23 protein-coding genes are annotated in these 24,839 nt (G+C 70.4%); 9 read left to right on the top strand and 14 right to left on the bottom strand.

The genetic code is table 11. From position 1 onward, the window contains the following. Nucleotides 1-6: 6 nt before the first annotated feature. From OP79_RS40075 to OP79_RS40035, 9 genes are all read right to left on the bottom strand, one after another. The gene (locus tag OP79_RS40075) at nt 7-1,101 is read right to left on the bottom strand and encodes a BMP family lipoprotein (RefSeq protein ID WP_033327767.1); all 1,095 of its coding nucleotides are present in this window, start codon (nt 1,099-1,101) and stop codon (nt 7-9) included. Between the two features lie 109 nt (nt 1,102-1,210). Continuing rightward, nucleotides 1,211-2,005 carry a purine-nucleoside phosphorylase gene (gene deoD, locus OP79_RS40070; RefSeq protein WP_245685613.1) on the bottom strand — a complete coding sequence of 265 codons (795 nt, stop codon included), beginning with the start codon at nt 2,003-2,005 and terminating at the stop codon, nt 1,211-1,213. 293 nt (nt 2,006-2,298) lie between these two features. Continuing rightward, complete coding sequence (locus tag OP79_RS40065; RefSeq protein WP_033327765.1) at nt 2,299-3,048, bottom strand: glutamine amidotransferase; 750 nt, start codon at nt 3,046-3,048, stop codon at nt 2,299-2,301. Between the two features lie 88 nt (nt 3,049-3,136). Continuing rightward, nucleotides 3,137-4,204: a LacI family DNA-binding transcriptional regulator gene (locus OP79_RS40060; protein WP_051745354.1), complete on the bottom strand. Its 1,068-nt coding sequence runs from the start codon at nt 4,202-4,204 to the stop codon at nt 3,137-3,139. Then, nucleotides 4,194-5,567 (bottom strand): amidohydrolase, encoded by a 1,374-nt coding sequence (locus OP79_RS40055; RefSeq protein ID WP_033327764.1) that lies wholly within the window; start codon nt 5,565-5,567, stop codon nt 4,194-4,196. Before OP79_RS40055 ends, OP79_RS40060 begins: the two co-directional genes overlap by 11 nt. Before the next feature lie 105 nt (nt 5,568-5,672). After that, nucleotides 5,673-6,806, bottom strand: a complete 1,134-nt coding sequence (locus OP79_RS40050; RefSeq protein WP_245685612.1) for a tetratricopeptide repeat protein — start codon at nt 6,804-6,806, stop codon at nt 5,673-5,675. A 20-nt stretch (nt 6,807-6,826) separates the two neighbouring features. After that, nucleotides 6,827-7,024 (bottom strand): YbdD/YjiX family protein, encoded by a 198-nt coding sequence (locus OP79_RS40045; protein WP_033327786.1) that lies wholly within the window; start codon nt 7,022-7,024, stop codon nt 6,827-6,829. Between the two features lie 11 nt (nt 7,025-7,035). Continuing rightward, nucleotides 7,036-9,213, bottom strand: a complete 2,178-nt coding sequence (locus OP79_RS40040) for a carbon starvation CstA family protein (RefSeq protein WP_033327762.1) — start codon at nt 9,211-9,213, stop codon at nt 7,036-7,038. Between the two features lie 117 nt (nt 9,214-9,330). Next, nucleotides 9,331-9,561: a DUF3311 domain-containing protein gene (locus OP79_RS40035; RefSeq protein WP_033327761.1), complete on the bottom strand. Its 231-nt coding sequence runs from the start codon at nt 9,559-9,561 to the stop codon at nt 9,331-9,333. Between the two features lie 215 nt (nt 9,562-9,776). On the opposite strand from OP79_RS40035, the gene OP79_RS40030 reads away from it, so the two are divergent. From OP79_RS40030 to lpdA, 4 genes are all read left to right on the top strand, one after another. Then, nucleotides 9,777-11,339 carry a sodium:solute symporter family protein gene (locus OP79_RS40030; RefSeq protein WP_033327759.1) on the top strand — a complete coding sequence of 521 codons (1,563 nt, stop codon included), beginning with the start codon at nt 9,777-9,779 and terminating at the stop codon, nt 11,337-11,339. Then, nucleotides 11,336-12,037, top strand: a complete 702-nt coding sequence (locus OP79_RS40025) for a SigE family RNA polymerase sigma factor (RefSeq protein WP_033327758.1) — start codon at nt 11,336-11,338, stop codon at nt 12,035-12,037. The genes OP79_RS40030 and OP79_RS40025 overlap by 4 nt, the downstream gene beginning before the upstream one ends. Further along, complete coding sequence (locus tag OP79_RS40020) at nt 12,034-12,306, top strand: hypothetical protein (RefSeq protein WP_033327757.1); 273 nt, start codon at nt 12,034-12,036, stop codon at nt 12,304-12,306. Before OP79_RS40025 ends, OP79_RS40020 begins: the two co-directional genes overlap by 4 nt. A gap of 151 nt (nt 12,307-12,457) precedes the next feature. Then, nucleotides 12,458-13,870 (top strand): dihydrolipoyl dehydrogenase, encoded by a 1,413-nt coding sequence (lpdA, locus tag OP79_RS40015; RefSeq protein ID WP_033327756.1) that lies wholly within the window; start codon nt 12,458-12,460, stop codon nt 13,868-13,870. 9 nt (nt 13,871-13,879) lie between these two features. Here lpdA and OP79_RS40010 read toward each other — a convergent pair whose 3' ends face one another. From OP79_RS40010 to OP79_RS40000, 3 genes are all read right to left on the bottom strand, one after another. After that, nucleotides 13,880-14,245 (bottom strand): MazG-like family protein, encoded by a 366-nt coding sequence (locus tag OP79_RS40010; RefSeq protein ID WP_033327755.1) that lies wholly within the window; start codon nt 14,243-14,245, stop codon nt 13,880-13,882. 77 nt (nt 14,246-14,322) lie between these two features. After that, nucleotides 14,323-15,750 (bottom strand): coniferyl aldehyde dehydrogenase, encoded by a 1,428-nt coding sequence (locus OP79_RS40005; RefSeq protein WP_211270952.1) that lies wholly within the window; start codon nt 15,748-15,750, stop codon nt 14,323-14,325. An 84-nt stretch (nt 15,751-15,834) separates the two neighbouring features. Beyond that, nucleotides 15,835-16,623, bottom strand: coding sequence for an SDR family NAD(P)-dependent oxidoreductase (locus OP79_RS40000; RefSeq protein WP_033327754.1), 789 nt, complete (start codon nt 16,621-16,623; stop codon nt 15,835-15,837). 72 nt (nt 16,624-16,695) lie between these two features. Here OP79_RS40000 and OP79_RS39995 point away from each other — a divergent pair, with 72 nt between their 5' ends. Together OP79_RS39995 and OP79_RS39990 are read left to right on the top strand one after the other, a co-directional pair. Then, nucleotides 16,696-17,310, top strand: coding sequence for a TetR/AcrR family transcriptional regulator (locus OP79_RS39995; RefSeq protein ID WP_033327753.1), 615 nt, complete (start codon nt 16,696-16,698; stop codon nt 17,308-17,310). Then, nucleotides 17,307-18,110 carry a maleylpyruvate isomerase family mycothiol-dependent enzyme gene (locus tag OP79_RS39990; RefSeq protein ID WP_033327752.1) on the top strand — a complete coding sequence of 268 codons (804 nt, stop codon included), beginning with the start codon at nt 17,307-17,309 and terminating at the stop codon, nt 18,108-18,110. Before OP79_RS39995 ends, OP79_RS39990 begins: the two co-directional genes overlap by 4 nt. Before the next feature lie 380 nt (nt 18,111-18,490). On the opposite strand, the gene OP79_RS39985 is transcribed toward OP79_RS39990, so the two are convergent. Further along, nucleotides 18,491-19,261, bottom strand: a complete 771-nt coding sequence (locus OP79_RS39985) for an SDR family oxidoreductase (protein ID WP_033327783.1) — start codon at nt 19,259-19,261, stop codon at nt 18,491-18,493. A 133-nt stretch (nt 19,262-19,394) separates the two neighbouring features. Between OP79_RS39985 and OP79_RS39980 the strand changes: the two genes are divergently transcribed. Beyond that, a complete protein-coding gene (locus OP79_RS39980; protein ID WP_033327751.1) occupies nt 19,395-21,056 on the top strand; it encodes an alkaline phosphatase D family protein in 1,662 nt (553 codons plus the stop codon). Nucleotides 21,057-21,174: 118 nt separating this feature from the next. Here OP79_RS39980 and OP79_RS39975 read toward each other — a convergent pair whose 3' ends face one another. Then, nucleotides 21,175-22,179 (bottom strand): Gfo/Idh/MocA family protein, encoded by a 1,005-nt coding sequence (locus OP79_RS39975; RefSeq protein ID WP_033327750.1) that lies wholly within the window; start codon nt 22,177-22,179, stop codon nt 21,175-21,177. Nucleotides 22,180-22,268: 89 nt separating this feature from the next. On the opposite strand from OP79_RS39975, the gene OP79_RS39970 reads away from it, so the two are divergent. Both OP79_RS39970 and OP79_RS39965 read left to right on the top strand, forming a co-directional pair. Further along, nucleotides 22,269-23,699, top strand: a complete 1,431-nt coding sequence (locus tag OP79_RS39970) for a Bcr/CflA family multidrug efflux MFS transporter (protein ID WP_245685611.1) — start codon at nt 22,269-22,271, stop codon at nt 23,697-23,699. A gap of 11 nt (nt 23,700-23,710) precedes the next feature. Continuing rightward, nucleotides 23,711-24,832, top strand: a complete 1,122-nt coding sequence (locus tag OP79_RS39965) for a serine hydrolase domain-containing protein (RefSeq protein WP_063742083.1) — start codon at nt 23,711-23,713, stop codon at nt 24,830-24,832. The last annotated feature ends 7 nt before the right edge of the window (nt 24,833-24,839 follow it).

Below are 24,839 nucleotides of genomic sequence, written 5' to 3'. Positions count from 1 at the left end.
GTTCGGCTAGAAGGCGCTGGGGACCGTGACGGAGCCGGACTTGACCTTGTCGGCGGCTTCCTGGACCTCGGTACGGATCTTCTCGGGCACCAACTCCCGGAAGTGTTCGTCGTTCACATAGCCGACGGCGTCCTCGGCGAGGCCGACGGTGTCGACGGCGCCGTACTTCAGGGAGCCCTTCTGGTCCGCCTCCGCGGCCTTGACCAGGGCGTTGCCGACGTTCTTGAGGATGGAGGTGACGACGGTGTCCTTCTGCGCCTGGTCGGTGAGCGTCTGGTACTGGTTGGAGTCCACGCCGAAGGTGTACCGCTTGGCGGTGACCGCCGACTCGAAGGTGCCGAGCCCGGAGAGTCCGGCGACCGGCCACACGAGTGCGGCGCCCTGGCCGTACATGGAGGTGCTGATCTCCTTGCCCTTGGCGGGGTCGCCGAACGGCTTGTCGCCGCCCACGTATTGGACGAGGACGTCGGAGTTCTTTCCGCCGGCGGCCTTGAAGCCCGCCTTGAAGCCGACGACGAAGTCCTCGATGACCGGGATCTTCACGCCGCCGACGACGCCGACCTTGTTCTGGGATTCGGTTCCCTTCAAGGCTTTTTCGGCCACCAGCCTCTCGGCGAGGAACCCGGCGAGATAACCTCCCTCGTTCTGCTTGAAGGTGACGGAGTAGACGTTCTCGCACTTGTTGGAACAGGTGCCGTTCTTGCCGCTGTAGTCGACGGGGGCGTCGAACACCCAGAACTTCTTGTCCGGGAATTCCGGGGCGAGTTCGCCGATGTAGTCGGTGACGTCGAAGGTGCCGGCCGCCAGGATGTCGTAGTCGTCGGCCGAGGCGGCGTCCTCGAATCCGGGCTCCCACTTGGTGCGGTCGGAACCCAGCTCGACCACCTTGAGCTCGTAGCCCAGGTCCTTCTCGGCCTTCTTCAGCCCCTCGTAGGCGGAGTCGAAGAACGACTTGTCACCCAGCCCGCCATTGATCACCAATTTGATGCGCGGCTTGTCGGAGGCGGCCGCTCCGGAATCGTCCCCGTCCGATCCTCCGCACGCGGTCAATGCGAGCATGCCCGTCACCGCGAGGGCGGCGCTTCTTCCGTATCGCATCATGGATCTCCTGATCATTTTCTTGCTGAGTGAGCGGCTGCGTTGACAGTAGGAAGTGCAAAACGTTTTGGCTACGTTGCCCGGTTTCTGTTTGATTTCCGGTGTGGGAATTTCAGGCATCGGCGAGCAGCGCGGTGGCGGCGATGCGCAGCGCCCGGTCGAAGTCCGTCTCGCGTTCCTCGGCGGTGAGGACGTCACCGGTGCGGAGGTGGTCGGAGACGGTCAGCACGGCGAGGGCCTCGCCGCCCTCCGCGGACGCCACGGCGTACAGTCCCGCCGCCTCCATCTCGACCGCGAGCGTGCCCCTGCGTTCCAGGGCGTCGAAGACGGCGGGACGGTCGAGGTAGAAGTGGTCGCTGGTGAACACCGGGCCGATGTGGACCGCTTCCCCACCGGACCGCCCCCGCTGCCGGGCGGCCTCCGCCGCCGCGTGGAGCAGCCGGTAGGACGGAGCCAGCGACAGGGTCACGCCGTCCACCAGGATGCGGCTGAGGCTGGAGTCGGTGTGCGCGGCGGAGGCGATCACCACGTCCCGTACCGCGACCGACTCCGTGATCGCACCGGCCGTACCGACCCGGACGATCCGGCGGACGCCGTAGTGGCGGAACAGTTCGGTCGCGTAGATGGAGACGGAGGGAATGCCCATGCCGGAGGCGAGGACCGACATCGGCTCGCCCTGGTGGGTTCCGGTGTAGCCGAGGATGCCGCGCACGTCGGTGACCAGCCGGGCGTCCTGAAGGAACGTCTCGGCGATCCGCCGGGCCCGGCGCGGGTCGCCCGGCATCAGCACCAGCGGAGCGAAGTCGCCCGGGGCGGCGGCGATGTGCGGGGTGCCGACGCCGGCGCCCGGCCCGCGCTCCTGCCTCTGCCCGGGCGCGGGCAAGGGCGCGGGCGAGGATGTCGGCAAGGGCGCGGGGTCGGCCGGATGCGAGGACGCGAGCCCGGACGCGGGTCCAGGCTTGGGCGAGCGCGCGTGCCCGGGCATAGGCCCGGCGCCGGAGCCTTGCTGGTGTGGCGCAGGTCCGGAGTCGGAGCCGGCCCGGTGCGCCACTGGCCCGGAGCCAGGCACAGGTCCGGAGCCGGGCAGGGGCTCGGAGTCGGGCTGGTGTGGCGCAGGTGGGGAGCCGGGGCCGGGCTGGTGCGGTACTGGCCCGGAGCCGGAGCCGGAGTCGGGCAGGGGCCCGGAGGCCGGGACCGGCGTCACAGTTCCGCTCCGGCGAGCCAGTGCACCAGGCGGTCCCAGAGTTCGGCGTAGCCGTCCCAGGCCAGGAACGATGGTGGTGCCCAGTGCGGTGCCACGTCGGAGGTGAACGCCGCCGACCTGCCCGCCCCGTGGTCACCGACCACGAGCAGCGGATGCCCGGCGCACTCGGCCAGCAGCGACGCCTCCGGCCGGGCCGTGACCTCGTTGAGGCCCAGCAGTGCGGGCCAGGAACGCTCAAGTCCTCGTACGATTCCATGCTTGCCGACCACCTCGGGCACGGCACCGGACGGGAGTTCCACGCGGTCGTCGCGGTCCGCGATCAGCACCGGCAGGGCGGCAGCGAGCGGAGAGCGCCCCCAGCGCGCGCGGGCGTCGATGCCGCTGAAGGTGAGATAGCCGCCGATCATCAGCACCCCGCCGCCTCGCTCCACGAAGGCGCGCACCAGCTCCGAGCGGTCGGGGGAGGGCACGGAGCGGCTGAAGGTCTCGGGTGGAAGCTGGAAGCTGTTGGCGCCCACATCGCTGATGACCACGACGTCGTACGCGTCGAATCCGTCGGCGGAAGCCGGCACCCGGGTGGGGATCTCGTGCGAGGGGACGTACGTCACCTCATGGCCCCGGGAACGGAGCGCGTCGAGGAAGACGCCTCCCCCTTCGGTGTATTCGGAGGTGTGGAAGGCGTCGAAGCCCTTCTGATGGACCGTGTACGTGAACCAGGACTCGCCGACGACGAGGACTCTGGGCATGGCGAACCGCCTTTTCGGGGAGCGCGGGGCAAAAGGTCTCGGGGCAACTCGGAGCAGCTCGGAGCAACTCGAGGCAAAAGGCCTGAGGTCAGCGGGCGATGGGCGCCGTGCTGCCCCGTACCTTGAGCTCGACGGGAAGGGTGTGGCGGGAGGCGGGCGGGACCTCGCCCCGGGTGACGTACTGGAGCAGTTGCGCGGTGGCGGTGCGGCCCACGTCGTAGGCCGGCTGGTGGACGGTGGTCAGGGGCGGATGGGCCAGCGAGGCCGCCCGGATGTCGTCGAAGCCGACCACGGAGATGTCCCCCGGAACCGACAGCCCCGCCTCCCTGAGCGCGGTGAGGGCTCCGAACGCCATGAGGTCGTTGGCCGCGAAGACGGCCGTGCAGTCCCCGTGGAGACCACCCTCCTGGACGAGTTCGGCGACGAGGCGGTAGCCGGAGCCTTCCTTGAAGTCACCGGCGCGTTCGACGACTTCGCCGCGGAAGGCCCGCACGAAGCCGTTCGCCCGGGCGACGCCGCTCTTCAGGGCGCGTGGACCGGTCAGCATCAGGGCCCGGCGGTGGCCGAGCGCCCGCAGGTGCTCGCCGACGAGCCGCCCGCCCGCCTCATGGTCGGCGGTCGCGATGAGGGCGCGCTCGAGCCCTTCGACCTCCTCGTCGGCCAGCGCGATCGGGAACTTGCCCATCAGGGCTTCCAGCCGCCGCCGGGACGGCGGGGACCCCGAGGCGTACACCATGCCGTCGATGAACCGGCTGCGGATCATGCCGAGGTAGCGGTCCTCGCGGTCGGCGTCGAACTCGGTGTTGCACAGGATCAGTCCGTAGCCCAGGTCGTGGGCGGCGTCCTCGGCGCCCTTGGCGAGTTCGGCGAAGAAGGTGTTGCTGATGTCGGGGATGAGCAGGCCGATCACCGAGGTGGAACCGGCCTGGAGGCTGCGGGCGAGCGAGGCCGGGACGTACCCGAGCCGGTTGACGACGCTGCGGACCCGGGCGGCGGTCTGTTCGTTGACCGGCCGGTTGCCGCTGAGGACATGGGAGACGGTGGTGGCGCTGACCCCGGCCGCCGCGGCGACGTCCTTGATGGACGCGGGTCTGCGGACGGCCGACCGGCGGCCGGGCCCGTGGGACTCGTAGGCCCCGTAGGACTCATGGGTCATAGTGCTGCACCGCCCGTCCGTGGGACGTGTCCAGGATCCGGGCCACCCGGGCGTCGGCCTCGGCGAGCAGCGCGGGCTCGTCCACGGTGAGCAGCCTGCCGTCCCGCATCAGCACCCGGCCGTCGACGACCACCGTCCGCACGTCACTGGCACGGGCGCTGTAGACCAGCGCGGCACGGGGGTCGTGCAGCGGGCGGCAGTGGAGCCCGGTCAGGTCGGTGAGGACGATGTCGGCGCGCATGCCCGGCTCCAGCGCCCCGATGCGGTCCTGCAGGCCGAGCGCGCGGGCCCCGCCGCGCAGGGCAAGGCGCAGGGTGTCGGAGACGGTCATCCAGGTCGCGTCCCGCACGGCCTGCTTCTGGGTGAGGGCGACCAGCCGCAGCGCCTCCCACACGTCGAGCGTGTTGTGACCGGCGGCGCCGTCCGTACCGACCGCCACCGTGACGCCGGCGCCGAGCAGTTCGCGGACCGGAGTGAGCGGGGACAGCGCGTGCTTCAGGTACACCTTGGGGCAGCAGGCCACCGCGGTCGTGCCGGCGTACTCGGCCAGCAGCGGAAGATCCTGCTCGACGATCCCGCAACCGTGCGCGATCAGTGCTCCGGCCTCCAGCACCCCCGTCTCGTACAGCACTCGCATGGGTGTCAGGCCGCGCCGCTCCAGGCTGGACCGGGTCTGCTCCAGGTGTTCGGCGGCGTGAATGTGCATGCGCAGGCCAAGGCGCCGGGCGTGCTCGCTCAGGATCCGCAGGTCCTCGTCGTCCACGGTGTACGGGGCGTGCGGCCCGAGTGACACGGTCACCCGGCCCTCGGCTCCGCCGTGCCACCGCTCCGCGAACTCCACGGTCGCTTCCAGGGCTTCCCGGCCCCGGCTGCTGAAGTAGGTGGGCGCGATGTCGGCCCGCAGACCGGTCTCGGCGACCGCCTCGGCGATCTGCTCGGGGAAGAAGTAGTGGTCGGCGAAGGTCGTGACACCCGAGCGGATCATCTCGGCACAGGCAAGCCGGGCGCCGGTCCGTACGTCGGCGGGGGTGAGGTTGCTCTCCATCGGCCAGACGCGGTCGTTGAACCAGCCCTCGACCGTCACGTCCTCGGCCGCGCCGCGCATCAGCACCATGGCGCTGTGCGTGTGCGCGTTGACCAGGCCGGGGACGGCCAGCAGACCACGCCCGTCGATCACCTCCCGCGTGCCCGCTCCGCCCTTCGCGCCGGCGGTACCGGTCGGCCGTACGTCCTCGATGAGACCGTCCGTCACGACGATGTCCTGCGCCCGCAGGATCTCGCACTCGCCCTCCGGCGGAACACGCAGCACATCGCAGCCGGACACCAGCAGGCCGCCCGCCGACGCGGGCGCTCTCTCACTCATGGCGCTCACTCATGGCGCACAAGCTAGATATCCAAAACGTTTTGCACAACAGGCCGCTCTGGCGGGAGTCTCCCGTCCCACGCCGGCCCGTCGGTTCACGGCCCTTCACGTCCGGCGGCGGCCGGCCTCTCGATCCCGCCAGTAGAGGAACGTGCGCTCCGGGTCCGGCAGCAGGTCCCACGGGTGGTGTGTCATATGGCGGCCGATGCGGTGGAAGACGGCGGTGGCCTCGGCCGGCCGGTGGGTGCGGGTCAGGGCGAAGGCGAGGACGTTGAGGTCGGTGACGGCTTCCGCGTGCGGTGCGGCGGCGGTGTGGAACCAGCCGGTCAAGGCCGTGTCGACCTCCTCGGCCGCCCGTGGGTCGTTCCAGTGGCCGCTCGCCCCGAACGCGACGAGGGGGTCCTGCCGCTGACGGTGGGCGACGAGTTCCACGCGGGCCGCCACGGGCAGCAGGACCAGGGGTGACCCATACGGTGCGCGGGCGGCGCCCTGCTGGGCGAAGTCCATCATGTCGGGGACCGTCCCGTGTCCGCGCGGGGACAGATAGCGCAGCAGCCGGTGATAGGCGGTCCTGTTCCACGGGGCGCGGTTGACGGCCTCGGTCCACACGGGCACGGCGTCCTTGGGAGGAGCCGCGAAGGACTGCAGCAGGGACAGCAGCGCCAGCCAGGGCGTGGGGTCCTCGGGACAGGCCTGCGCGGCTCGAAGGCAGGCCTGCTCGGCCCGCCGGGCGGCGGCCGGCCCTTCGTCCGGGGCACGCTCCGACAGGGCGAACGCCCGCAGGACCAGGGCGTCCCCGTCACCGGGCCGGTCGGTGACCCACCGCTGCGAGACCGCCGCGGGCAGGCTCCCCGCCAGTACGGAGATCCGGTGCACCCGGCGGTCCCAGTCGCGCCCGGTGGCGCGCAGCAGGTCGGCGACCGGCTCCCAGAGTGGGCGGATACGGCCCGCGCCGAGGCCGTGGAGCTGCTGGGCGGGGCGCAGTTCGGCCAGGATGGCGTGCAGTGGGTGGTCGTCGAGTTCGGGCCGGATCAGCAGGGAGGGGCGGCGTCTCAGCATCTCGGTCTCGCGGACGGCTCGGTGGGCAGGCGGAGTCGGGGACAGGAAGTGGTTGCGGTGCGGGGCGGGCGGCGGCGTCAGGGCTGGGAGGCGCGCCCGCCCCGCGGTCCGGTTGCCGGTCCCGCGGTCCGGTTGCCCGTTCCGCGGTCCGGTCGTCGTCCCGCAGTCCGCGGACCGCACACGGGGTGCGGTCCGCGCATTCAGCAGCAGCGGCTCTGCGGATGGTTCTCCCGGTGGTGCGTCCGCAGGACCTCGTACTCCCGTCGGCTGGGCGGCGGAGCGTGGGGGTGCCGGCGGCGGTGGCGCTCGCAGTAGCGGTCGTACTCCGACTCACCGGTCAGCTCGCGCAGATACCAGCGCACCCAACGCGCGGTCCGCGCCCAGGGCCGGGCGTTCATGGACGGGGCGTTCATGAACGGGCTCCCACCAGCGGTTCGCCGGCCTGCTCGGGGATGTCGATACGGGACTCGACGTACGGCGCCTCCGTCGTCGCCAACGACCCCGGAGAGCGGATGGCCCGTACGCAGACCACCGCTGCGTTGACGATCACCACGGCGACCAGCAGCAGGAACACGGCGATCAGGACGCCGTCGACTGTGGAGTTGGTGACCACGGTGTGCATGTCGTCGAGGGTCTTGGCGGGGGCGATGACCTCGCCGGCGTCGATGCCGTCGGCGTACCGGTCGCGCTGGGCGAAGAAGCCGATCCGCGGGTCGTCGGAGAAGATCTTCTGCCAGCCGGCGACGAAGGTGACCGCGACCACCCAGGCCAGCGGGATCGCGGTGACCCAGGCCCAGCGCAGCCGCCCGGACTTGATCAGCACGGTGGTGCAGACGGTGAGGGCGATGGCGGCGAGCAGCTGGTTGGCGATGCCGAAGAGCGGGAAGAGCTGGTTGATTCCGCCGAGGGGGTCGGTGGCACCGGTGTAGAGGAAGTAGCCCCACGCGGCCACGACGAGGCCGCTGCACAGCCAGATGCCCGGCTTCCAGTTGACCCGGCCGATCGGCTTCCAGACGTTGCCGAGCATGTCCTGGAGCATGAAGCGTCCGACCCGGGTGCCCGCGTCGACCGTCGTCAGGATGAACAGCGCCTCGAACATGATCGCGAAGTGGTACCAGAAGGCCTTCATCCCGGCCCCGCCGAAGACCCCGGAGAAGATCTCCGACATACCGACCGCGAGGGTGGGCGCACCGCCGGTACGGGCGATGAGCGTCGACTCCTCGACGTCCTTCGCCGCCTGCGTCAACTGGTCAGGGCTGATGGTGAAGCCGAGGTTCGCCACCGCCTGCGAGGCGGACTCGGCCGTCGTACCGAGGAGCCCGGCGGGCGCGTTCATCGCGTAGTACAGGCCGGGTTCGAGGGTGGCCGCGGCGATCAGCGCCATGATCGCGACGAACGACTCCATCAGCATGGCGCCGTAGCCGATCATCCGGACCTGCGACTCCTTCTGGATCAGCTTCGGCGTCGTCCCGGAGGCGACCAGCGCATGGAAGCCGGACAGCGCGCCGCAGGCGATGGTGATGAACAGGAAGGGGAAGAGGGAGCCCGCGAAGACCGGGCCCGCGCCCGAGGACGCGAAGTCACTGACCGCTTCCGCACGCATGACGGGTGTGGCCACGACGACTCCGACCGCGAGCAGCGCGATGGTGCCGATCTTCATGAAGGTGGACAGGTAGTCGCGCGGCGCGAGCAGCATCCACACGGGGAGCACGGAGGCGACGAAGCCGTACCCGACCAGGCAGAACACCAGGGTCGTCGGGCTCAGGGTGAAGGTGTCGGCCAGCGAGGACTCCTGGATCCAGCTGCCGCCGATGATCGCGAGCAGCAGCAGCGCCACACCGATCAGGCTGGTCTCGACGACCCGGCCGGGGCGGATGACGTGCATCCAGAAGCCCATGAACAGGGCGATGGGGATGGTCATGGCGACCGAGAACGTGCCCCAGGGGGAGTGCGCGAGGGCGTTGACGACGACCAGGGCCAGCACACCGAGCAGGATGATCATGATGGCGAAGACCGCGATCAGGGCCGCTGCCCCGCCCGCCCGGCCGATCTCGTCACGGGCCATCTGCCCGAGCGACTTCCCGTCCCGCCGCATCGACAGGAACAGCACCACCATGTCCTGCACCGCCCCGGCGAAGATCACGCCGGCCACGATCCAGATCGTGCCGGGCAGATAGCCCATCTGCGCCGCGAGTACGGGCCCCACCAGTGGTCCGGCCCCGGCGATCGCCGCGAAGTGGTGGCCCAGCAGCACCCGGCGGTCGGTGGGCTGGAAGTCGACGCCGTCCTCGAGGCGTTCGGCGGGAGTGGCCCGTCGGTCGTCCGGCTTCAGTACGCGCCGGGCGACGAAGCGGGCGTAGAAGCGGTAGGCGATGGCGTACGAGCCGAGGGCGGCCAGCACCAGCCAGACGGCGGAGATCTCCTCGCCCCGGGAGAGGGCGAGGACGCCCCAGCAGACGGCGCCGACCAGGGCGACGGTGGTCCACAGGAGGATGGAGCGTGGGGTCATACGGGGCCGGGCGGATCCGGAGGGGGGTGGGCTTTCCGGTGCCGGGGGAGCGGATTCGGGCATGGCTGACGTAGGCATGGCGGCTCCTGGCCGTGGTGCTGGGTGATGGTGTGCGGCGCTACGGGGTGATCGTGTGCGGCGCTACTGGGTGGTGGTGCCGGGCGGTACGCGGTGGGGAAGTGGCGGGAAAGTGGCTCAGGGATCGTGCCGGTCGTCGCGGTCGTGCCTGGTCAGCGCGTACGCGGCGAGCAGGCACAGGGCGCACCCCGGCACCCAGGCGAGCTGGTACCAGTAGAAGAACGGCGTCCCCGCGAGCCGCGGGTCCGCCCCGGCGTACAAGGGGACCCACAGCAGTCCCGCGGCGGGCGCGAGAAGCAGTACGGCGATCGCGACGCGCCGTAGCCGGTGCTGACCACTGGATGTCATGACCTGCGCTCCCCTCCCGCTGGCTGTCGGTCTGTGCAAGAGTTGCCCGCCGGCCGGAACTGGTTGACAGAGAATTTCCAGAAGATTTCCCGCCGGTTTTCCGTCAACCGTGTCAACCGGACGGACTGCCCGCGCAACTCTCCGGCAAGGGCTCGGGCTATGGCCTGTCCGGCGGACAGGCCATAGGACCTCAGGCACACCAAGGACGGTGACCCATGGCGGACGGCGCCATGACCGCGACGTTCCTCGCCGTGATCGGCGGAGCGTCGCTTCTCGCCGTCACCGCGCGTCGGCTGCGTCCCACCGACCGGCTGCCGTCCCTGGAGGGCTGGGCACTGGCCGACCGGAGCCTGGGTCCCGTCTGGACCTGGATGCTGCTCGGCGGCACGATCTTCACCGCGTACACCTTCACCGCCGTACCGGGACTGGCGTACGGGAACGGAGCGCCCGCCTTCTTCGCCGTGCCCTACACGGTGATCGTCTGCCCGCTCGCCTTCGTCCTGCTGACCCGCCTGTGGGCGGTGGCCCGCCGGCACGGCTACATCACCGTCGCCGACTTCGTGCGCGGACGGTACGGTTCGCCGCCGCTCGCCCTGGTGGTGGCGCTGACCGGGATCCTCGCGACGATGCCCTACCTCGCGCTGCAACTGCTGGGCATCCGCGCGGTGCTCACCGCCGGCGGTGTCTATCCGCGGGGCGCGGGCGGCGATCTCGTGCTGATCGCGCTCTTCGCGGGGCTCGCGGTGGCGACGTACCGGCACGGGCTGCGGGCGCCGACCGTCATCTCCGCGTTCAAGGCGGTGGCCGTCTTCGTCTCGCTCACCGCCGTGTGCTGGCTGGTCCTCGCCCGGCTCGGCGGACCCGGCGCGGTCTTCGAGGGCGCGGCGCGACGGCTCGGCGGCACCGGCGTGACGGACTCCGCCCTGCTCCTTTCCCCCGAGCAGCAGCCCGCCTACGCCACGCTCGCCTTCGGTTCGGCGCTGGCCCTGCTGATGTATCCGCACGTCCTCACCGCCGGGTTCGCCGCCGACGGCCCGCGCACCCTGCGCAAGGTCTCCGTGGCGCTGCCCGCCTGGACGGGACTGCTCGCCCTCTTCGGCCTCCTCGGTATCGCGGCACTCGCGGCGGGGGTACGGGCGCCCGAGGGCGGCGCCGAGACCGCCGTACCGATGCTGGTCGACCGGCTGATGCCGGGCCCGCTGGCGGGACTCGTCTTCGGGGCGATCACCGTGGGGGCGCTGGTCCCGGCGGCCGTGATGTCGATCGCGGCCGCCACCTGCTTCGTACGCAATGTGTACGTCGAGTACGTCCACCCCACCGCCACGCCCAAACGACAGGTGCGCATCGCCAAGGCGGTCTCGGTCACCGCGAAGGTGGGGGCGGTGGCGTTCGTGTTCGGGCTGCGCGACCAGGACGCCATCAACCTCCAACTCCTCGGCGGCGTATGGATCCTGCAGATATTTCCAGCGGTGGCCATAGGGCTCTTCACGGGCCGGCTGCATCCGCGGGCGCTGCTGGCCGGGTGGGCCGTGGGCATGGTGGCCGGCACCTTCCTGGTGGTCCGCGAGGGCTTCTCGTCCATCGTGCCGTTCGGCGGCGGCGATCAGCCGCTGGAGATCTACGCCGGGCTCGTCGCCCTGCTGCTCAACCTGACCGTCGCCGTGGCCGGCACCGCGGCCCTCGAACGCTTCGGCGTTCCGCGTGGCGCCGACCTCACCGACCTACCGTCCCGCCTGACCGTCAGGCGGCGCCCCGAGACGGGAGCGAGCAACCCGTGAGACGCAGACAGCACACGCGACTGCCGGCGCCGCAGGCCGCTCCGGCCGCCGTCACCGATCCCCGTATCCCGGATCCCCGCGTCCCGCGGCCCGCCGCGACCGATCACATCCCGCAGTCCGCCGCCACCGGCGAGACGACGGCATCCCCGCCGACCGGCGACCCGACTGCCGACGAGGTGCTGTCCCCACCCGTGAGCGATCCGGCCGACCTCGAGCGGGAGGCCGCCCTGGCCCGCCTCTTCGAGCTGCACTACGCCTCGATGCTGCGCCTGGCCGTACTGCTCGGCGCGGACGACCCGGAGAACGTGGTGGCCGAGGCGTACTACCAGATCTACCGGAAGTGGCGGCGCCTCAGGGATGCCGAGGCGGCGGAGGCGTATCTGCGCTCCACGGTGTGCAATCTGACCCGTATGCGCATCCGCCACCTCCAGGTCGCCCGCAAGCACGTCCAGCAGCCGCCGAGCGACGTCGTCGCCTCCGCCGAGAGCACGGCGCTGCTCCGCGACGACCAGCGCGTACTGATCGACGCCCTGCAGCAACTGCCCGCCCGGCAGCGGGAAGCGCTGGTGCTGCGGCACTGGCTCGGACTGAAGGAGAGCGAGATAGCCGCCGCGATGGGAATCTCCCCCGGATCGGTCAAGACCCACACCTCGCGCGGTATCGCCGCCCTGACCCAGGCGATGGAGGCCCGGCGATGAACGAAGTCGATCGTACGGAGCAGGCGCTGCGCGAAGCGCTCGGAACGCTGGCCGGCGGTGTCCAGGCCGCCCCCGACGCCTACCGCACGGCCCGCGGCGACTGGCTCCGCCGCGAACGCCGCCGCCGCCTGGTCCTGGCCGTCCTGATAGCGGTGGTCTTCACCCTCGCCACCCTGATCGGCCTCTGGGTCCTCAACCAGGCCCCGTCGAACCCGGGCGTGATCTTTTCTTACGGGGTGGCTGCGCCTCCGGCCGGGGGAGGGTTGTAGGTGACCGTGGGTGGGGGTGGTCCTACCGGGCGTTTGCGCCGTACGGGTGACCAGGGTGACGGGCCATCGCCCCCCATGGCGCATGCTGTTTGAGGCTGAGGGCGGTCGCGGCGAGGTGCCCGGTCGCCACCCCTCATCGGAAGGAAACGCCATGGACGAGCAGGGCGAGCGCTTCGACGTCGTCGTACTCGGAGCGGGCCCCGGCGGCTACGTCGCCGCCATCCGCGCCGCCCAACTGGGCAAGCGCGTCGCGGTGATCGAGGAGAAGTACTGGGGCGGCGTCTGTCTGAACGTGGGCTGCATCCCCAGCAAGGCCCTGCTGCGCAACGCCGAACTCGCGCACATCGTCACGCGCGAGGCGAAGACCTTCGGCATCAAGATCGACGGGCAGGTCTCCTTCGACTACGGCGAGGCCTTCCGCCGCAGCCGCAAGGTGGCGGACGGCCGCGTCAAGGGCGTCCACTACCTGATGAAGAAGAACAAGATCACGGAACTCAGCGGTCGCGGCACCTTCCTCGACGCGCACACCCTCCAGGTGGCCGACTACGACGGCAACACCCGCACCATCGCCTTCGACCACTGCATCATCGCCACCGGCGCGACTCCGAAGCTCCTGCCCGGCACCCGCCGCACCTCCCGCGTGGTGACGTACGAGGAGCAGATCCTCGCCGAGGACCTGCCGGCCTCCATCGTGATCGCGGGCGCCGGCGCGATCGGCGTCGAGTTCGCCTACGTGCTGCACAACTACGGCGTGAAGGTCACGATCGTCGAGTTCCTGGACCGTATGACGCCGCTGGAGGACACCGAGGTCTCCACCGAACTTGCCAAGCAGTACCGCAAGTTGGGCATCGACGTGCTCACCTCCACCCGCGTCGACGCGATCGACGAGTCCGGCCCCCAGGTCCGCGTCACGGTGACCGCCAAGGACGGCAGCCAGCAGGTCCTGGAGGCTGACAAGGTCCTCCAGGCGATCGGCTTCGCCCCGAACATCGAGGGCTACGGCCTGGACAAGACGGGCGTACGGGTCACGGACCGCGGCGCCATCGACGTCGACGGCCGCTGCCGCACCTCCGTCCCGCACATCTACGCCATCGGCGACGTCACCGCCAAGCTGATGCTCGCGCACGCCGCCGAGGCGATGGGCATCGTCGCCGCCGAGACCATCGCGGACGCGGAGACCATGGAGCTGGAGTACGTGATGATTCCGCGTGCCACCTACTGCCAGCCGCAGATCGCCAGCTTCGGCTACACCGAGGCACAGGCCCGCGAGCAGGGTTACGACGTCCAGGTGGCCAAGTTCCCCTTCACCGCGAACGGCAAGTCGCACGGCCTGGGCGACGCGACCGGTTTCGTGAAGCTGATCAGCGACGCGAAGTACGGCGAACTCCTCGGCGGCCACCTCATCGGCCCCGACGTCACCGAACTCCTCCCCGAACTGACCCTCGCCCAGCAGTGGGACCTGACCGTCCACGAGGTGGCCCGCAACGTCCACGCCCACCCGACGCTCGGCGAGGCGGTCAAGGAGGCGGTCCACGGGCTCGCCGGACACATGATCAACTTTTGAGGGCGGACGTCAGGGGAGCTGCCCCGACCCGAGCGAACGCTTCCGCACCTGCTCCAAGTGGCTCGTGAAGACCTCACGAGCGTCGGGTGTCAGCGTGCGCAGCGCGACGGCCGCCGTGATGATCACGTCGCACAGCTCCGCCTGGACGTCGTCCCAGGTGTGGCTCGTACCCTTGCGCGGGTTCTGGCCGGTGGCACCGATGACCGCCTCGGCGACCTCGCCGACCTCCTCGGAGAGCTTCAACATCCGCAGGAGCAGGGCCTCTTGAGGGGGACGCGAGGGCTGCGCACGTACGAGCCACTCCTGGAGGCGGCCCACCGTGTCCCACATGTCGTCGTACGTGGCCGAGGCTGCCGCTGTGTCGTGATCACTCATGGCGGCCAGCGTGCCATGGGCCCGGGACGCACCCCCGTAGTCCTGGCTCGGACACCAGGGAACAAGTGACCCGCCGGTCATCGAAGGAAGAAGTTGAGCAGAGCGTCGGTGCGCTTGCTGAAGGGGGCGTACAGGAGGCGGGCGGCGTTGAAGCGGCCTTGCACGTAGATGCCCTTGGGGTGGCTGAGCGTCCGGAAGCCCTCGACGCCGTGGTACTGGCCCATCCCGCTCGCGCCGACGCCGCCGAAGGGAAGGTCGTCCTGTCCGACGTGCATGATGGTGCCGTTGACGGTGACGTTGCCGGAGGTCGTGCGGTCGAGGACCTTGCGCCGGTCCGCGTCGTTGCTGCCGAAGTAGTAGAGCGCGAGCGGTCGTGGCCGGGCGTTGACGTGGTCGATGGCCTCGTCGGTGTCGCGGTAGGGGAAGATCGGCAGGATGGGGCCGAAGATCTCCTCGTGGGCGATCCGCATCTCGTCGGTGACGCCGAGCACGACGGTCGGTGCGAGGGTGTGCGGGCGGTGGGCGGCCTCGCCCGGCCGGTGGCCGACCTCGATGATCCGTGCCCCGCGGCTACGGGCGTCCTCGATCAGGTCGGTGAGGATCGCGTACTGCTTGTCGTTGATGATCGAGGTGTAGTCCTTGCTGTTCGGACCGTCGGGGTAGGCGGCCTTCACGAGTTGGTCGTAGCTGTCGATGAAGGTGTCGATCTCGGATTCGTGCACCAGGGCGTAGTCGGGGGCTATGCAGGTCTGCCCGCCGCTGAGGAGTTTGCCGAAGACGATGTCGGACACGGTCCGGTCGGTTACGTGTCCCTTGGCGACGATGGTCGGGGACTTGCCGCCCAACTCCAGCGTGACGGGGACGAGGTGCTCGCTCGCCGCCTTCATCACGGCTCGTCCGACCTCGGTGCTTCCGGTGAAGACGAGATGGTCGAAGGGCAGCGAGGAGAACGCGGCACCGTCGCCGCTGACGATCGTGACCTGCTCTTGCGGGAAGAGCTCGCTCAGCATCGACGCGAGCACGGTGTTCGTCGCCGGGGTGAACTTCGACGGTTTGAGCATGACGCGGTTGCCGGCGGCGATCGCGGTGACGACCGGCATCAGGGAGAGGTTGACGGGATAGTTCCACGGTGAGATGACCCCGACCACGCCGAGCGGCTGGTACTCGATGCGGTTGGTGCCGAAACGCATGTGCCAGGCGGTGTGGCGGCCGGTCGGGCGCATGAACCGGCGGAGATTGCGCTGAAGGTAGTCGATGCCCTGGACGACGCCGCCGAGCTCCATCATCGCGGTCTCGTGGCGCGAGCGGTTTCCGAAGTCGGCGTTGATCGCCTCCTCGATGGCGCTGCGCCGGGCGATCAGCGCCGCCTTGAACCTGCTCAGGTCGCTGCGCCGCGCCGCCGGTGAGGGCGCTCCGTCGCGGCGGTAGGCGGCGCGCTGAACGGCGAGGATGTGACCGAAGCGCTCCGCGTCGGTGGGCTGTGGGGTGACTTCTGTGATGGTCACGATGGTGGTCCTTTGCTGCGGGTGAGGGCGACCGCTGCTAATGGGGGGCGACTGCTGGGCCGGGGGGCGGAGGAGCAGTGCCGGCTAGGGGCGGGCCATGCGGCCCATGAACCGGACGATCAGGCGGCGCGGCAGGATCTTGCCGGCGAGGGCGAGCGGGCGGCCGTTGGTGATCACCGACGGGGGCGCGGAGCGGCGGTCGAGCGTGTCCAGGGCCATCTTGACGACGTGGTCGGCGGTGACTCGCTTCGCGCCGTAGTCGGCCGTCTCGCTGCCGGCGGCGTCGTAGAACTCGGTCTTCGTGGCGCCGGGGCACACGGCGAGGACGCGCAGGCCGGTGCCACGGTTTTCTTCCCACAGCGATTCGGTGAAGCTGAGGACGAAGGCCTTGGTGGCGCCGTAGACGCTCAGGTACGGGGTCGGCTGGAAGCCCAGCAGGCTGGCGACGTTGATCAGGATGCCGGTGTCGGTGGAGGTCAGCGGGTCGATGTAGGCGCGGCTGAGGTCGACCAGCGCGCTGACGTTCAGCGCGATCATGCTCTGCAGGCGGTCCGGGTCCTCGTCGGTGAGGGCGTTGTGGGTGCCGAAGCCGGCGTTGTTGACCAGGCCGGTGGCGTGGATGCCGCGGGATTCGAGTTCGGCGCGCAGCGTGCGGCCGGCGTCGGGCCGGCCGAGGTCGCGGGCGACGACGGTCACCGTGACGCCGTGGGCGCGGGTGAGTTCGTCGGCCAGGTCCTTGAGCCGGTCCGCGCGGCGGGCGACGAGTACGAGATCCGCGCCGCGACGGGCCAGTTGGCGGGCGAATTCCGCGCCGAGTCCGGAGCTGGCTCCGGTGACGATGACGGTCTGGCGGCGATAGTCGATTTTGCTCATGGCTGCACTCTACGCACTCTCTTGCACTGAGTGCAAGTAGCTGCATCTCGAGAAGAGATGTACCATCGGTGCATGGCTCAGAAACCGGCACCCCTCCGGGAACAGACCCGCTCGGTGGTTCGCGCGCTCCTCACCAAAACCGCCGTCGAACTGTTCGCGGCCAAGGGGTACGACGACACGACACTCGAGGAGATCGCCGCCGCGGCGGGCGTCTCCAAACGGACCCTGTTCAACTACTTCCGCAACAAGGAGGACCTCGCGCTCAACGGCCTGTCCGAGCAGGGGGAGTTGATCGCCGCGCGGCTCGCCGAGCGCCCGGCCGACGAAGACCCGTGGACGTCGCTGCGTGCGGCGTTCCAGGTACTCGAGGAGATCGACCTCACCGCCGAGCGCCGGCTCGAGATGACCACGCTGCTGTTCGGCAACGAATCCCTGCGCGCCGGCCACGCCGAGAAGCAGGCTCGCTGGCAGGACCTGTTCGCACCGCTGATCGAGCCGCGACTGCCCGACTCCGACCACCGCGCCCTGCAGGCGCGCGCGATCGCGGCCGCGGCGATCACCTGCCTCCAGGCCGCCACAGAAGAGTGGATGCGCCTGGGCGGACAGGCCGACCAGTTCGACCTGTACGACGCGGCCGTACAGGCCATCCGCCGCCCCGCCTCACCACCAGAGAAGACAACGCCATGAGCAAGCGCCTGCCCCCCGCCGACCTGCGCAACATGGCCGCCGCCCTGCGCGCCGAACGCACCGAGATGCTGGACTTCACCAGCAGCCTCACCGACGACGAATGGACCGCGCCCAGCGCCGCAGCCGGATGGCGCATCGCCGACGTCGTCGCCCACATCGGTGCGACGGCGCGGAGCCTCTACACACCCGCCGGGCTGCGCACGAGCTTCGCCGCCAGCCTCGAGCAGGCGAACGAGGACCCCGTCGACCGGCGGCGGGACTGGAGCCGCGCCAAGGTGATGGCCGAGTACCGGCGCGCCGGTCGGCGAGCCACCACGCTCCTCGACGTCGTCAGACGCACACCCGCCACCCGAGTACGGGCACAGTTGGCCGACCTCGGCCGCCACCCCCTGGGTCTGATGATCGGCGGCGCGCTCGTCTTCGACCACCACACCCACCTGCGCCACGACATGGCCCCAGCGCTCGGCCGGCCCGTGCCGCCCACCGATGCGGACCGGATGCGCGCGGTCCTGACCTGGATGATCGCCGTACTGAGCAACCAGGTCGCCAAGGCGCCGGTCGCCGGGCTCGACGCCCGTGTCGCACTGACTCTCACCGGCCCCGGAGGCGGGACCTGGTGGTTCGACGAGGCGGGCGGCCTGGCTCCCTCCGACGGCGCGGTCGCCGCGCACGTCACCGCCCCCGCGCTGACCTTCCCCGACTGGGGCACGCAGCGCTCGTCCTGGCGCGACCGCGACGTGACGGTCACCGGCGACACCGAGCTTGCCGCCCGCTTCCTAGATGCCGTCAATGTCATATGACCGGGGCACGGGAAGCCCGCCTCCCGGGGAGAATGCCGGGGCACTCGTCCAAGGTCCGTTCATCACAGAGCAGTTGACCGAGATCGACGAAATCCTGACCCGCTGAGCCCGACCCGTCTCGTGACGGGGCATCGGTGTTCGTTGTGCGGCAGCCGTTCCGCGGCCCGGGTCATCCCGCGATCCCACGCGGGGCCCCCTCCCACCCCACCCGTATCCCGGAACGGCTGCCGCCTCCCCTTTGAGTGTGGCCGAGGAAGTCTTGTGCTCCAAATGTGAAGCTCCGGTGGAGGTGAGTTGAGCATAATCTCTCCACCGGCAGAAATGCACCGGACGTAAAACTTCCGTTTGTGCAGCTTCCGTTTGTGCAGGTTCCGGCGCGCTCAGCCGCGGCCGATGAACGGCATCGTCGTCGCGAGCACCGTCGCGAACTGCACGTTCGCCTCCAGCGGCAGCTCCGCCATGTGCCGCACCGTCCGGGCCACGTCCGCGACGTCCATCACGGGTTCCGGAACCACCTCGCCGTTCGCCTGCAGGGCCCCCGTCTGCATGCGTTCGGTCATGTCGGTGGCCGCGTTGCCGATGTCGATCTGACCGCAGGCGATCCGGTACGGACGGCCGTCCAGGGACAGTGACTTGGTGAGACCTGTCAGCGCGTGCTTGGTCGCCGTGTACGCCGCCGAGTGCGGGCGCGGCGTGTGCGCCGAGATCGAACCGTTGTTGATGATCCGGCCGCCCTGCGGGTCCTGCTCCTTCATCTGCCGGTACGCCGCCTGCGCGCACAGGAACGCGCCGTCGATATTCGTACCGACCACGTGGCGCCAGGCGTCGTAGGGGAGTTCCTCGAACGGGACGCCGCCAGGGCCGAACGTACCGGCGTTGTTGAAGAGCAGGTCGAGCCGCCCGAAGCGCTCCCGTACGGCGGTGAAGAGTCCGGCCACGTCGTCGGGCCGTGAGACGTCGGCGCGTACGCAGAGGGAGGCACCGTTTTCCGCCTGGGTGTCCGCCAGGGCCGCCGTCTCCTCCAGGGTCTGTGCGCGGCGGCCCGCGAGCGCCACGGACCAGCCGGTGCGCAGGAGTTCCACGGTCACGGCGCGGCCGATGCCGGAGCCCGCCCCGGTGACCAGTGCGATCTTCGTTTTCTTGTCGTTCATGGGCCCGCAGCGTACGGGAGGGCCCGGCATCCGGAACTCATCCTCCCGACACCCCTCTGTTGTGTACACGACGGGTTGCCGTCGACCCCGGCCACTCCAATGCGTCGTACAACAACCGTCAGGGGAGGGCCAGATGACACCCGCAGCCCGTCAACTACCGTCGCAGGAAAGCGTTTCGCGGCACGCCCCCGAGCTCCGCGCCGCAGCCCGTCACCTCGGCCGGCGCCGCTTTCTCACCGTCACCGGCGCCGCCGCCGCGCTCGCCTTCGCCACCAACCTGCCGACCGCGGGCGTGGCCGGCGCCGCCGAACTCGACGCGGCGAAGATCGCCGACGACCCCTTCACCCTCGGCGTCGGCTCCGGCGACCCGCAGCCCGGCTCCGTACTGCTGTGGACACGCCTCGCGCCGGCCCCGTTCGAGGCCGACTCCGGACTGCCCCGGCAACGCGTCCCCGTGCAGTGGGAGTTGGCCCACGACGCCAAGTTCCGCCGGATCGCCAGACGCGGAACCACCGCCGCGCACCCCGAGTTCCACCACGCCGTGCATGTCGAGGTGACCGGCCTCGACCCCGACCGCACCTTCTACTACCGCTTCCGTACGGGCCGTTGGGTCAGCGAGACCGGCCGTACGCGCACCGCGCCCGCGACCGGCGCCCGCGTCGCCGAACTGACGCTGGCCGCCGTGTCCTGCCAGGCGTACCACGACGGCTACTGGACCGCGTACCAGCACCTGGCCGAGGACGACGTCGACATCGTTTTCCACCTCGGTGACTACCTCTACGAGTACGCCGTCAACTCCGTCGGCGGCGCCCGCAATTACACGGACCGCACGCTGCCCGACATCTTCAACCGCGAGACGGTCACGCTGGAGGACTACCGGCTGCGGTACGCCCTCTACAAGTCCGACCCGGACCTGCGGGCCGCGCACGCCGCGCACCCCTTCGTGGTCACCTGGGACGACCACGAGACCGAGAACAACTACGCGGACGACACCCCCGAGAACGACGTACCGCCGGAGGAGTTCCTGCTGCGCCGCGCCGCCGCGTACCGCGCGTACTGGGAGAACCAGCCGCTGCGCCGTCCGCAGCAGCCGCAGGGTCCCGACATGCGGCTCTACCGGCGGCTGCGCTGGGGCCGGCTCGCGCAGTTCGACATCCTCGACACCCGGCAGTACCGCACCAACCAGGCCAACGGCGACGGCTGGAAGACGCCGACGCCCGAGTCCGAGGCCGAGTCGCAGACGCTGCCCGGCCTGGAGCAGGAGCGCTGGCTGACCGACGGCTGGCAGCAGTCGAACGCGCTGTGGAACGTCCTCCCGCAGCAGGTCGTCTTCGCCCGCCGCAACCACGCCACCCCCGGCAACACCACCCGCAGCATGGACTCCTGGGACGGCTACCCGGCCTCCCGCGAGCGGCTCCTCAAGGGTGCCGAGGCGGCCGGTGTGGAGAACCTGATGGTGCTCACCGGCGATGTCCATGTGTCGTACGGCTTCGACATCAAGCGCGACTTCGACAACCAGGGCTCCCGCACGATGGGGACGGAGATCGTTACTACGTCGATCTCCAGCGGGCAGAACGGCGCCGCCCAGCCGCCGAACTGGGCGGGCTACCTGGCCGCCAACCCGCACATGAAGCACTACAACGGGCAGCGGGGGTATGTGACCGTTGCCCTTGGCCAGGGCGCGGCGAACGTGGACTTCAAGACGGTGTCCGCAGTGACGACGCCAGGGGCGGCGATCACGACCGCCGCGTCTTTTGTTACCGAGGTGGGCGATCAGGGCCTCAAGCCGGCGTAGGTGCTGGGAGGGATGGGGAACTGCCGGTGGTTCGAAGCCGCGGGTTCGTCGTGGCTGGTCGCGCAGTTCCCCGCGCCCCTAAAGGAAGGCCTGCGGCCTCCTTTATAAGGGCGCCCCTTCAGCTGGTCTCTCCTGGATAGGTCACGCCGATGCGGTCCCGTACCGCATCCAGCGTCCGCATCACCGCGAGGGTGCCGTCCAACGGGACGAGCGGCGACTCGGTCTCGCCCGCGCGCAGGCAGCGCATGACCTCGACGGCCTCGTGTTTGAGGCCGGCCCGTGTCGCGTCGGCGGCGGTGAACTCCTCCGGGTCGCGGCCGTCGCGGTGCAGTACGAAGCGGTCGGCGTGGAAGAAGCCGTACGGGATGTCGATACGGCCCTCGGACCCGGTGACCGAGGCGGAGGTGGACGTGCCGCCGACGAGGGAGCAGTGCAGCGAAGCGAGAGCGCCGCTCTCCCAGGAGAGCAGCATTCCCGTCTGGAGATCAACGCTCTCGTCGGAGAGCACCGCTCTCGCCATCACCTCCGAGGGCTCCCCGAGCAGCAACTGCGCGAACGACACCGGATAGACGCCCAGATCGAGCAGCGCGCCACCACCCTGCGCCGGGTCACGCAGCCGGTGAGTGGGCGGGAAGGGGCCAGAAAGGCCGAAGTCGGCCTGCACCGTGCTGACTTCACCGATGGCGCCGTCGTCGATGAGCTCCTTGAGGCGCCGGATCAGCGGATTGCAGTACATCCACATGGCCTCCATCAGGAAGCTGCCGCGCTCCTTCGCGAGGGCGACCAGCTCCTCGGCCTCACGCGAGTTGAGCGTGAACGCCTTCTCGCACAGCACGTTGCGCCCCGCCTCCAGGCACAGCCCGGCCGCGGCCCGGTGCGCCGAGTGCGGCGTCGCGACATACACCACATCCACGTCCTCGTCCTGCGCGAGGGCGCCCCAGTCGCCGTACGCCCTGGGTATCCCGAACCGGTCCGCGAACGCCTTCGCCGACTCCTCCGTCCGCGAGGCCACCGCCACGACCTCCGCGTCCGGCAGATCCACCAGATCCGCCGTGAACGCCGCCGCGATCCCTCCGGTCGCCAGCACACCCCAGCGCACGCGTTCTGCCGCCACTTCCGCCATCCCCGAACCCTCGCTCCATGAATCTGTGATTCGCCAGCTTGTCCGAGCTGAGAGCATAGGTGGAAGGTTCAACCGACAGGGAGGGGCACATGCCCGAGCAGGGCGGTACAAGACGGGACGAGGACGGGCAGAGCAGCCAGGAGGGCGGAAAGGGTCACATGCCGGGTGCGGTGATCGCTTCGGTCACGGGAGTGACCGCCGCGGACGTGCCCCCTGTCCCCCCATCGAGTGTGAAGCCAGACGTGCGGTCGCCGGGCGCCCGCCGCTCCGTAGGTCTGCTCGTCACGCTCATCCTCGGTGGCCTCACCGCCGTACCGCCGCTGTCCATGGACATGTACCTCCCGGCACTCCCGGAGGTCACCGACTCGCTGCACGCGCCCGCGGCCACCGTGCAGTTGACGCTGACCGCGTGCCTCGCGGGGATGGCGCTCGGGCAGCTGGTCGTCGGGCCGATGAGCGACAAGTGGGGACGCAGGCGGCCGTTGATGGTGGGGCTGCTGATCTACATCGTCGCCACCGCCGTCTGCGCGTTCGCGCCCACCATCGAACTCCTCGTCGCCTTCCGGCTGCTCCAGGGGCTCGCGGGCGCGGCCGGGATCGTCATCGCGCGGGCCGTCGTACGCGATCTGTACGACGGCGTGGACATGGCGCGGTTCTTCTCCACGCTCATGCTGATCTCCGGAGTCGCCCCGATCGTCGCGCCGCTCATCGGCGGGCAGGTGCTGCGGATCACCGACTGGCGGGGCGTCTTCTACATCCTGGCGGCCGTCGGCGTCGTACTGACCGTCGTCGTCTGGCGTTTCCTGCCCGAGACGCTCGCGCCCGAACAACGCCACAGCGGCGGCGTCGCGGAGGCCCTGCGCACCATGCGCGGACTGCTCGCGGACCGCGTCTTCACCGGCTACATGCTCACCGGCGGCTTCGCCTTCGCCGCGCTCTTCGCGTACGTCTCGGCCTCGCCGTTCGTGATCCAGGAGATCTACGGCGCCTCTCCGCAGACGTTCAGCATCCTCTTCGGCGTCAACTCGGTCGGCCTCGTGCTGGTCGGCCAGATCAACGGCAAGGTCCTCGTCGGCCGGGTCAGCCTCGACAAGGTGCTCATGGCCGGACTCGTGATCATCACCGCCGCGTCGGCCGCGCTGCTGCTGATGGCGGCGGGAGTCTTCGGCGAGGTGGGCCTCGTACCGATCTCCGTCGGCCTGTTCGTGCTGATGTCCGCGATGAGCCTGTGCCTGCCCAACACCAACGCGCTCGCCCTGATGCGCACCCCGCACGCCGCGGGCTCCGCGTCCGCCCTGCTCGGCACCTCCTCCTTCCTCGTCGGCGCGATCGCCACACCCCTCGTGGGCATCGCCGGGGAACACACGGCTGTCCCGATGGCCGTCGTCCAACTGGCCTGCGCACTGGTGGCCGTGGGCTGCTTCATGGGACTGTGCCGTCCCTGGCAGCGACGCGCGGACGCGAAGGGTGGGGGTTCCCCCTTTTCGAGCGCAGCCGAGAAAAAGGGAGCAGACAGCTGAGCGCACCGAGACTGCGCCCCGGCACACCGGAACGTGCCGGGCTCGATCCCGATGAACTGGCTCAACTCGTACGGGAGGTCCGCGAACTCACCAGCGGGGATCCGCCCTGGGCCGCCGGCGCCGTGGTGATCGCCGGACGCGGTCCTGTGATCGCCGTCGAGGAGGCGGCGGGCTGGGCGGTGCGCTACGCCGCCTACGACGAGGACACCGGCCGCGGCCTCGAACTGCCGCACAGCGCATGGGTGCCGGCGAGTGTGCACACGCCCTTCGACCTCGCGTCCCTCACCAAACTCTTCACCAGCGTCGCCGCCGTCCAGCAGCTGGAACGCGGCACGCTCGGCATCGACGCGCGCGTGGCGGCGTACCTCCCGGACTTCACGGCCGCGGCCGAACACGGCGTCACCGTACGGCAGTTACTCACCCACACCTCCGGGTTACGCCCCGAACTCCCGCTGTACGACTGCCGCAGCGACGCGGCACGGCTCGAGCTGCTGCGGGCGGAGGAGCCGGTGTCGGAGCCCGGCGAGGCGTACGTGTACTCCGACCTCAACATGCTCCTCCTCCAGCACGTCCTGGAGCGGATCACCGGGCGCCCGCTCGACGTCCTCGTACGGGAGGGGATCACCCGGCCACTCGGGATGAGGGCGACCGGTTTCGGGCCGTGCCCGGGCGCGGCGGCCACCGAGGACCAGCGAAGACCCTGGGCCAAGGCGGACCGCGGCATGCTGCGCGGCGTGGTCCACGACGAGAACGCCTGGGCCGTCGGCGGCGTCGCCGGCCACGCCGGCCTCTTCTCGACGGCCCGCGACCTGGCGGTCTTCTGCCGCACACTGCTCGCGGGCGGCTCGTACGGTACGGCCCGCATTCTCGGCCCCGACTACGTCGAGCTGCTGTTCATCCCACCGGGCCTGGGCTTCGCGCTCGACCAGCCTTGGTTCATGGGGGAGTTGGCGGGGCGAGGGGCGGCGGGGCATACGGGCTTCACGGGTACGTCACTGGTGCTGGACCCGGCAACGGACACGTTCCTGGTGCTGCTGACGAACGCGGTGCATCCGCGGCGGCGCCCCGTCCCCGACAACGGGCCGCGGGCGGCGGCGGGGACGCGGCTGGCGGGGGCGGTGCGGGGGATGTGAGGGGTGG

The sequence above is a fragment of the Streptomyces yerevanensis genome, assembly GCF_000716805.1.
In the GTDB taxonomy this organism is placed as follows: Bacteria; Actinomycetota; Actinomycetes; order Streptomycetales; family Streptomycetaceae; genus Streptomyces; species Streptomyces flaveus.
The sequence above is the reverse complement of the archived record's forward strand: the minus strand, read 5'-3'. Positions and strand labels throughout refer to the sequence as shown.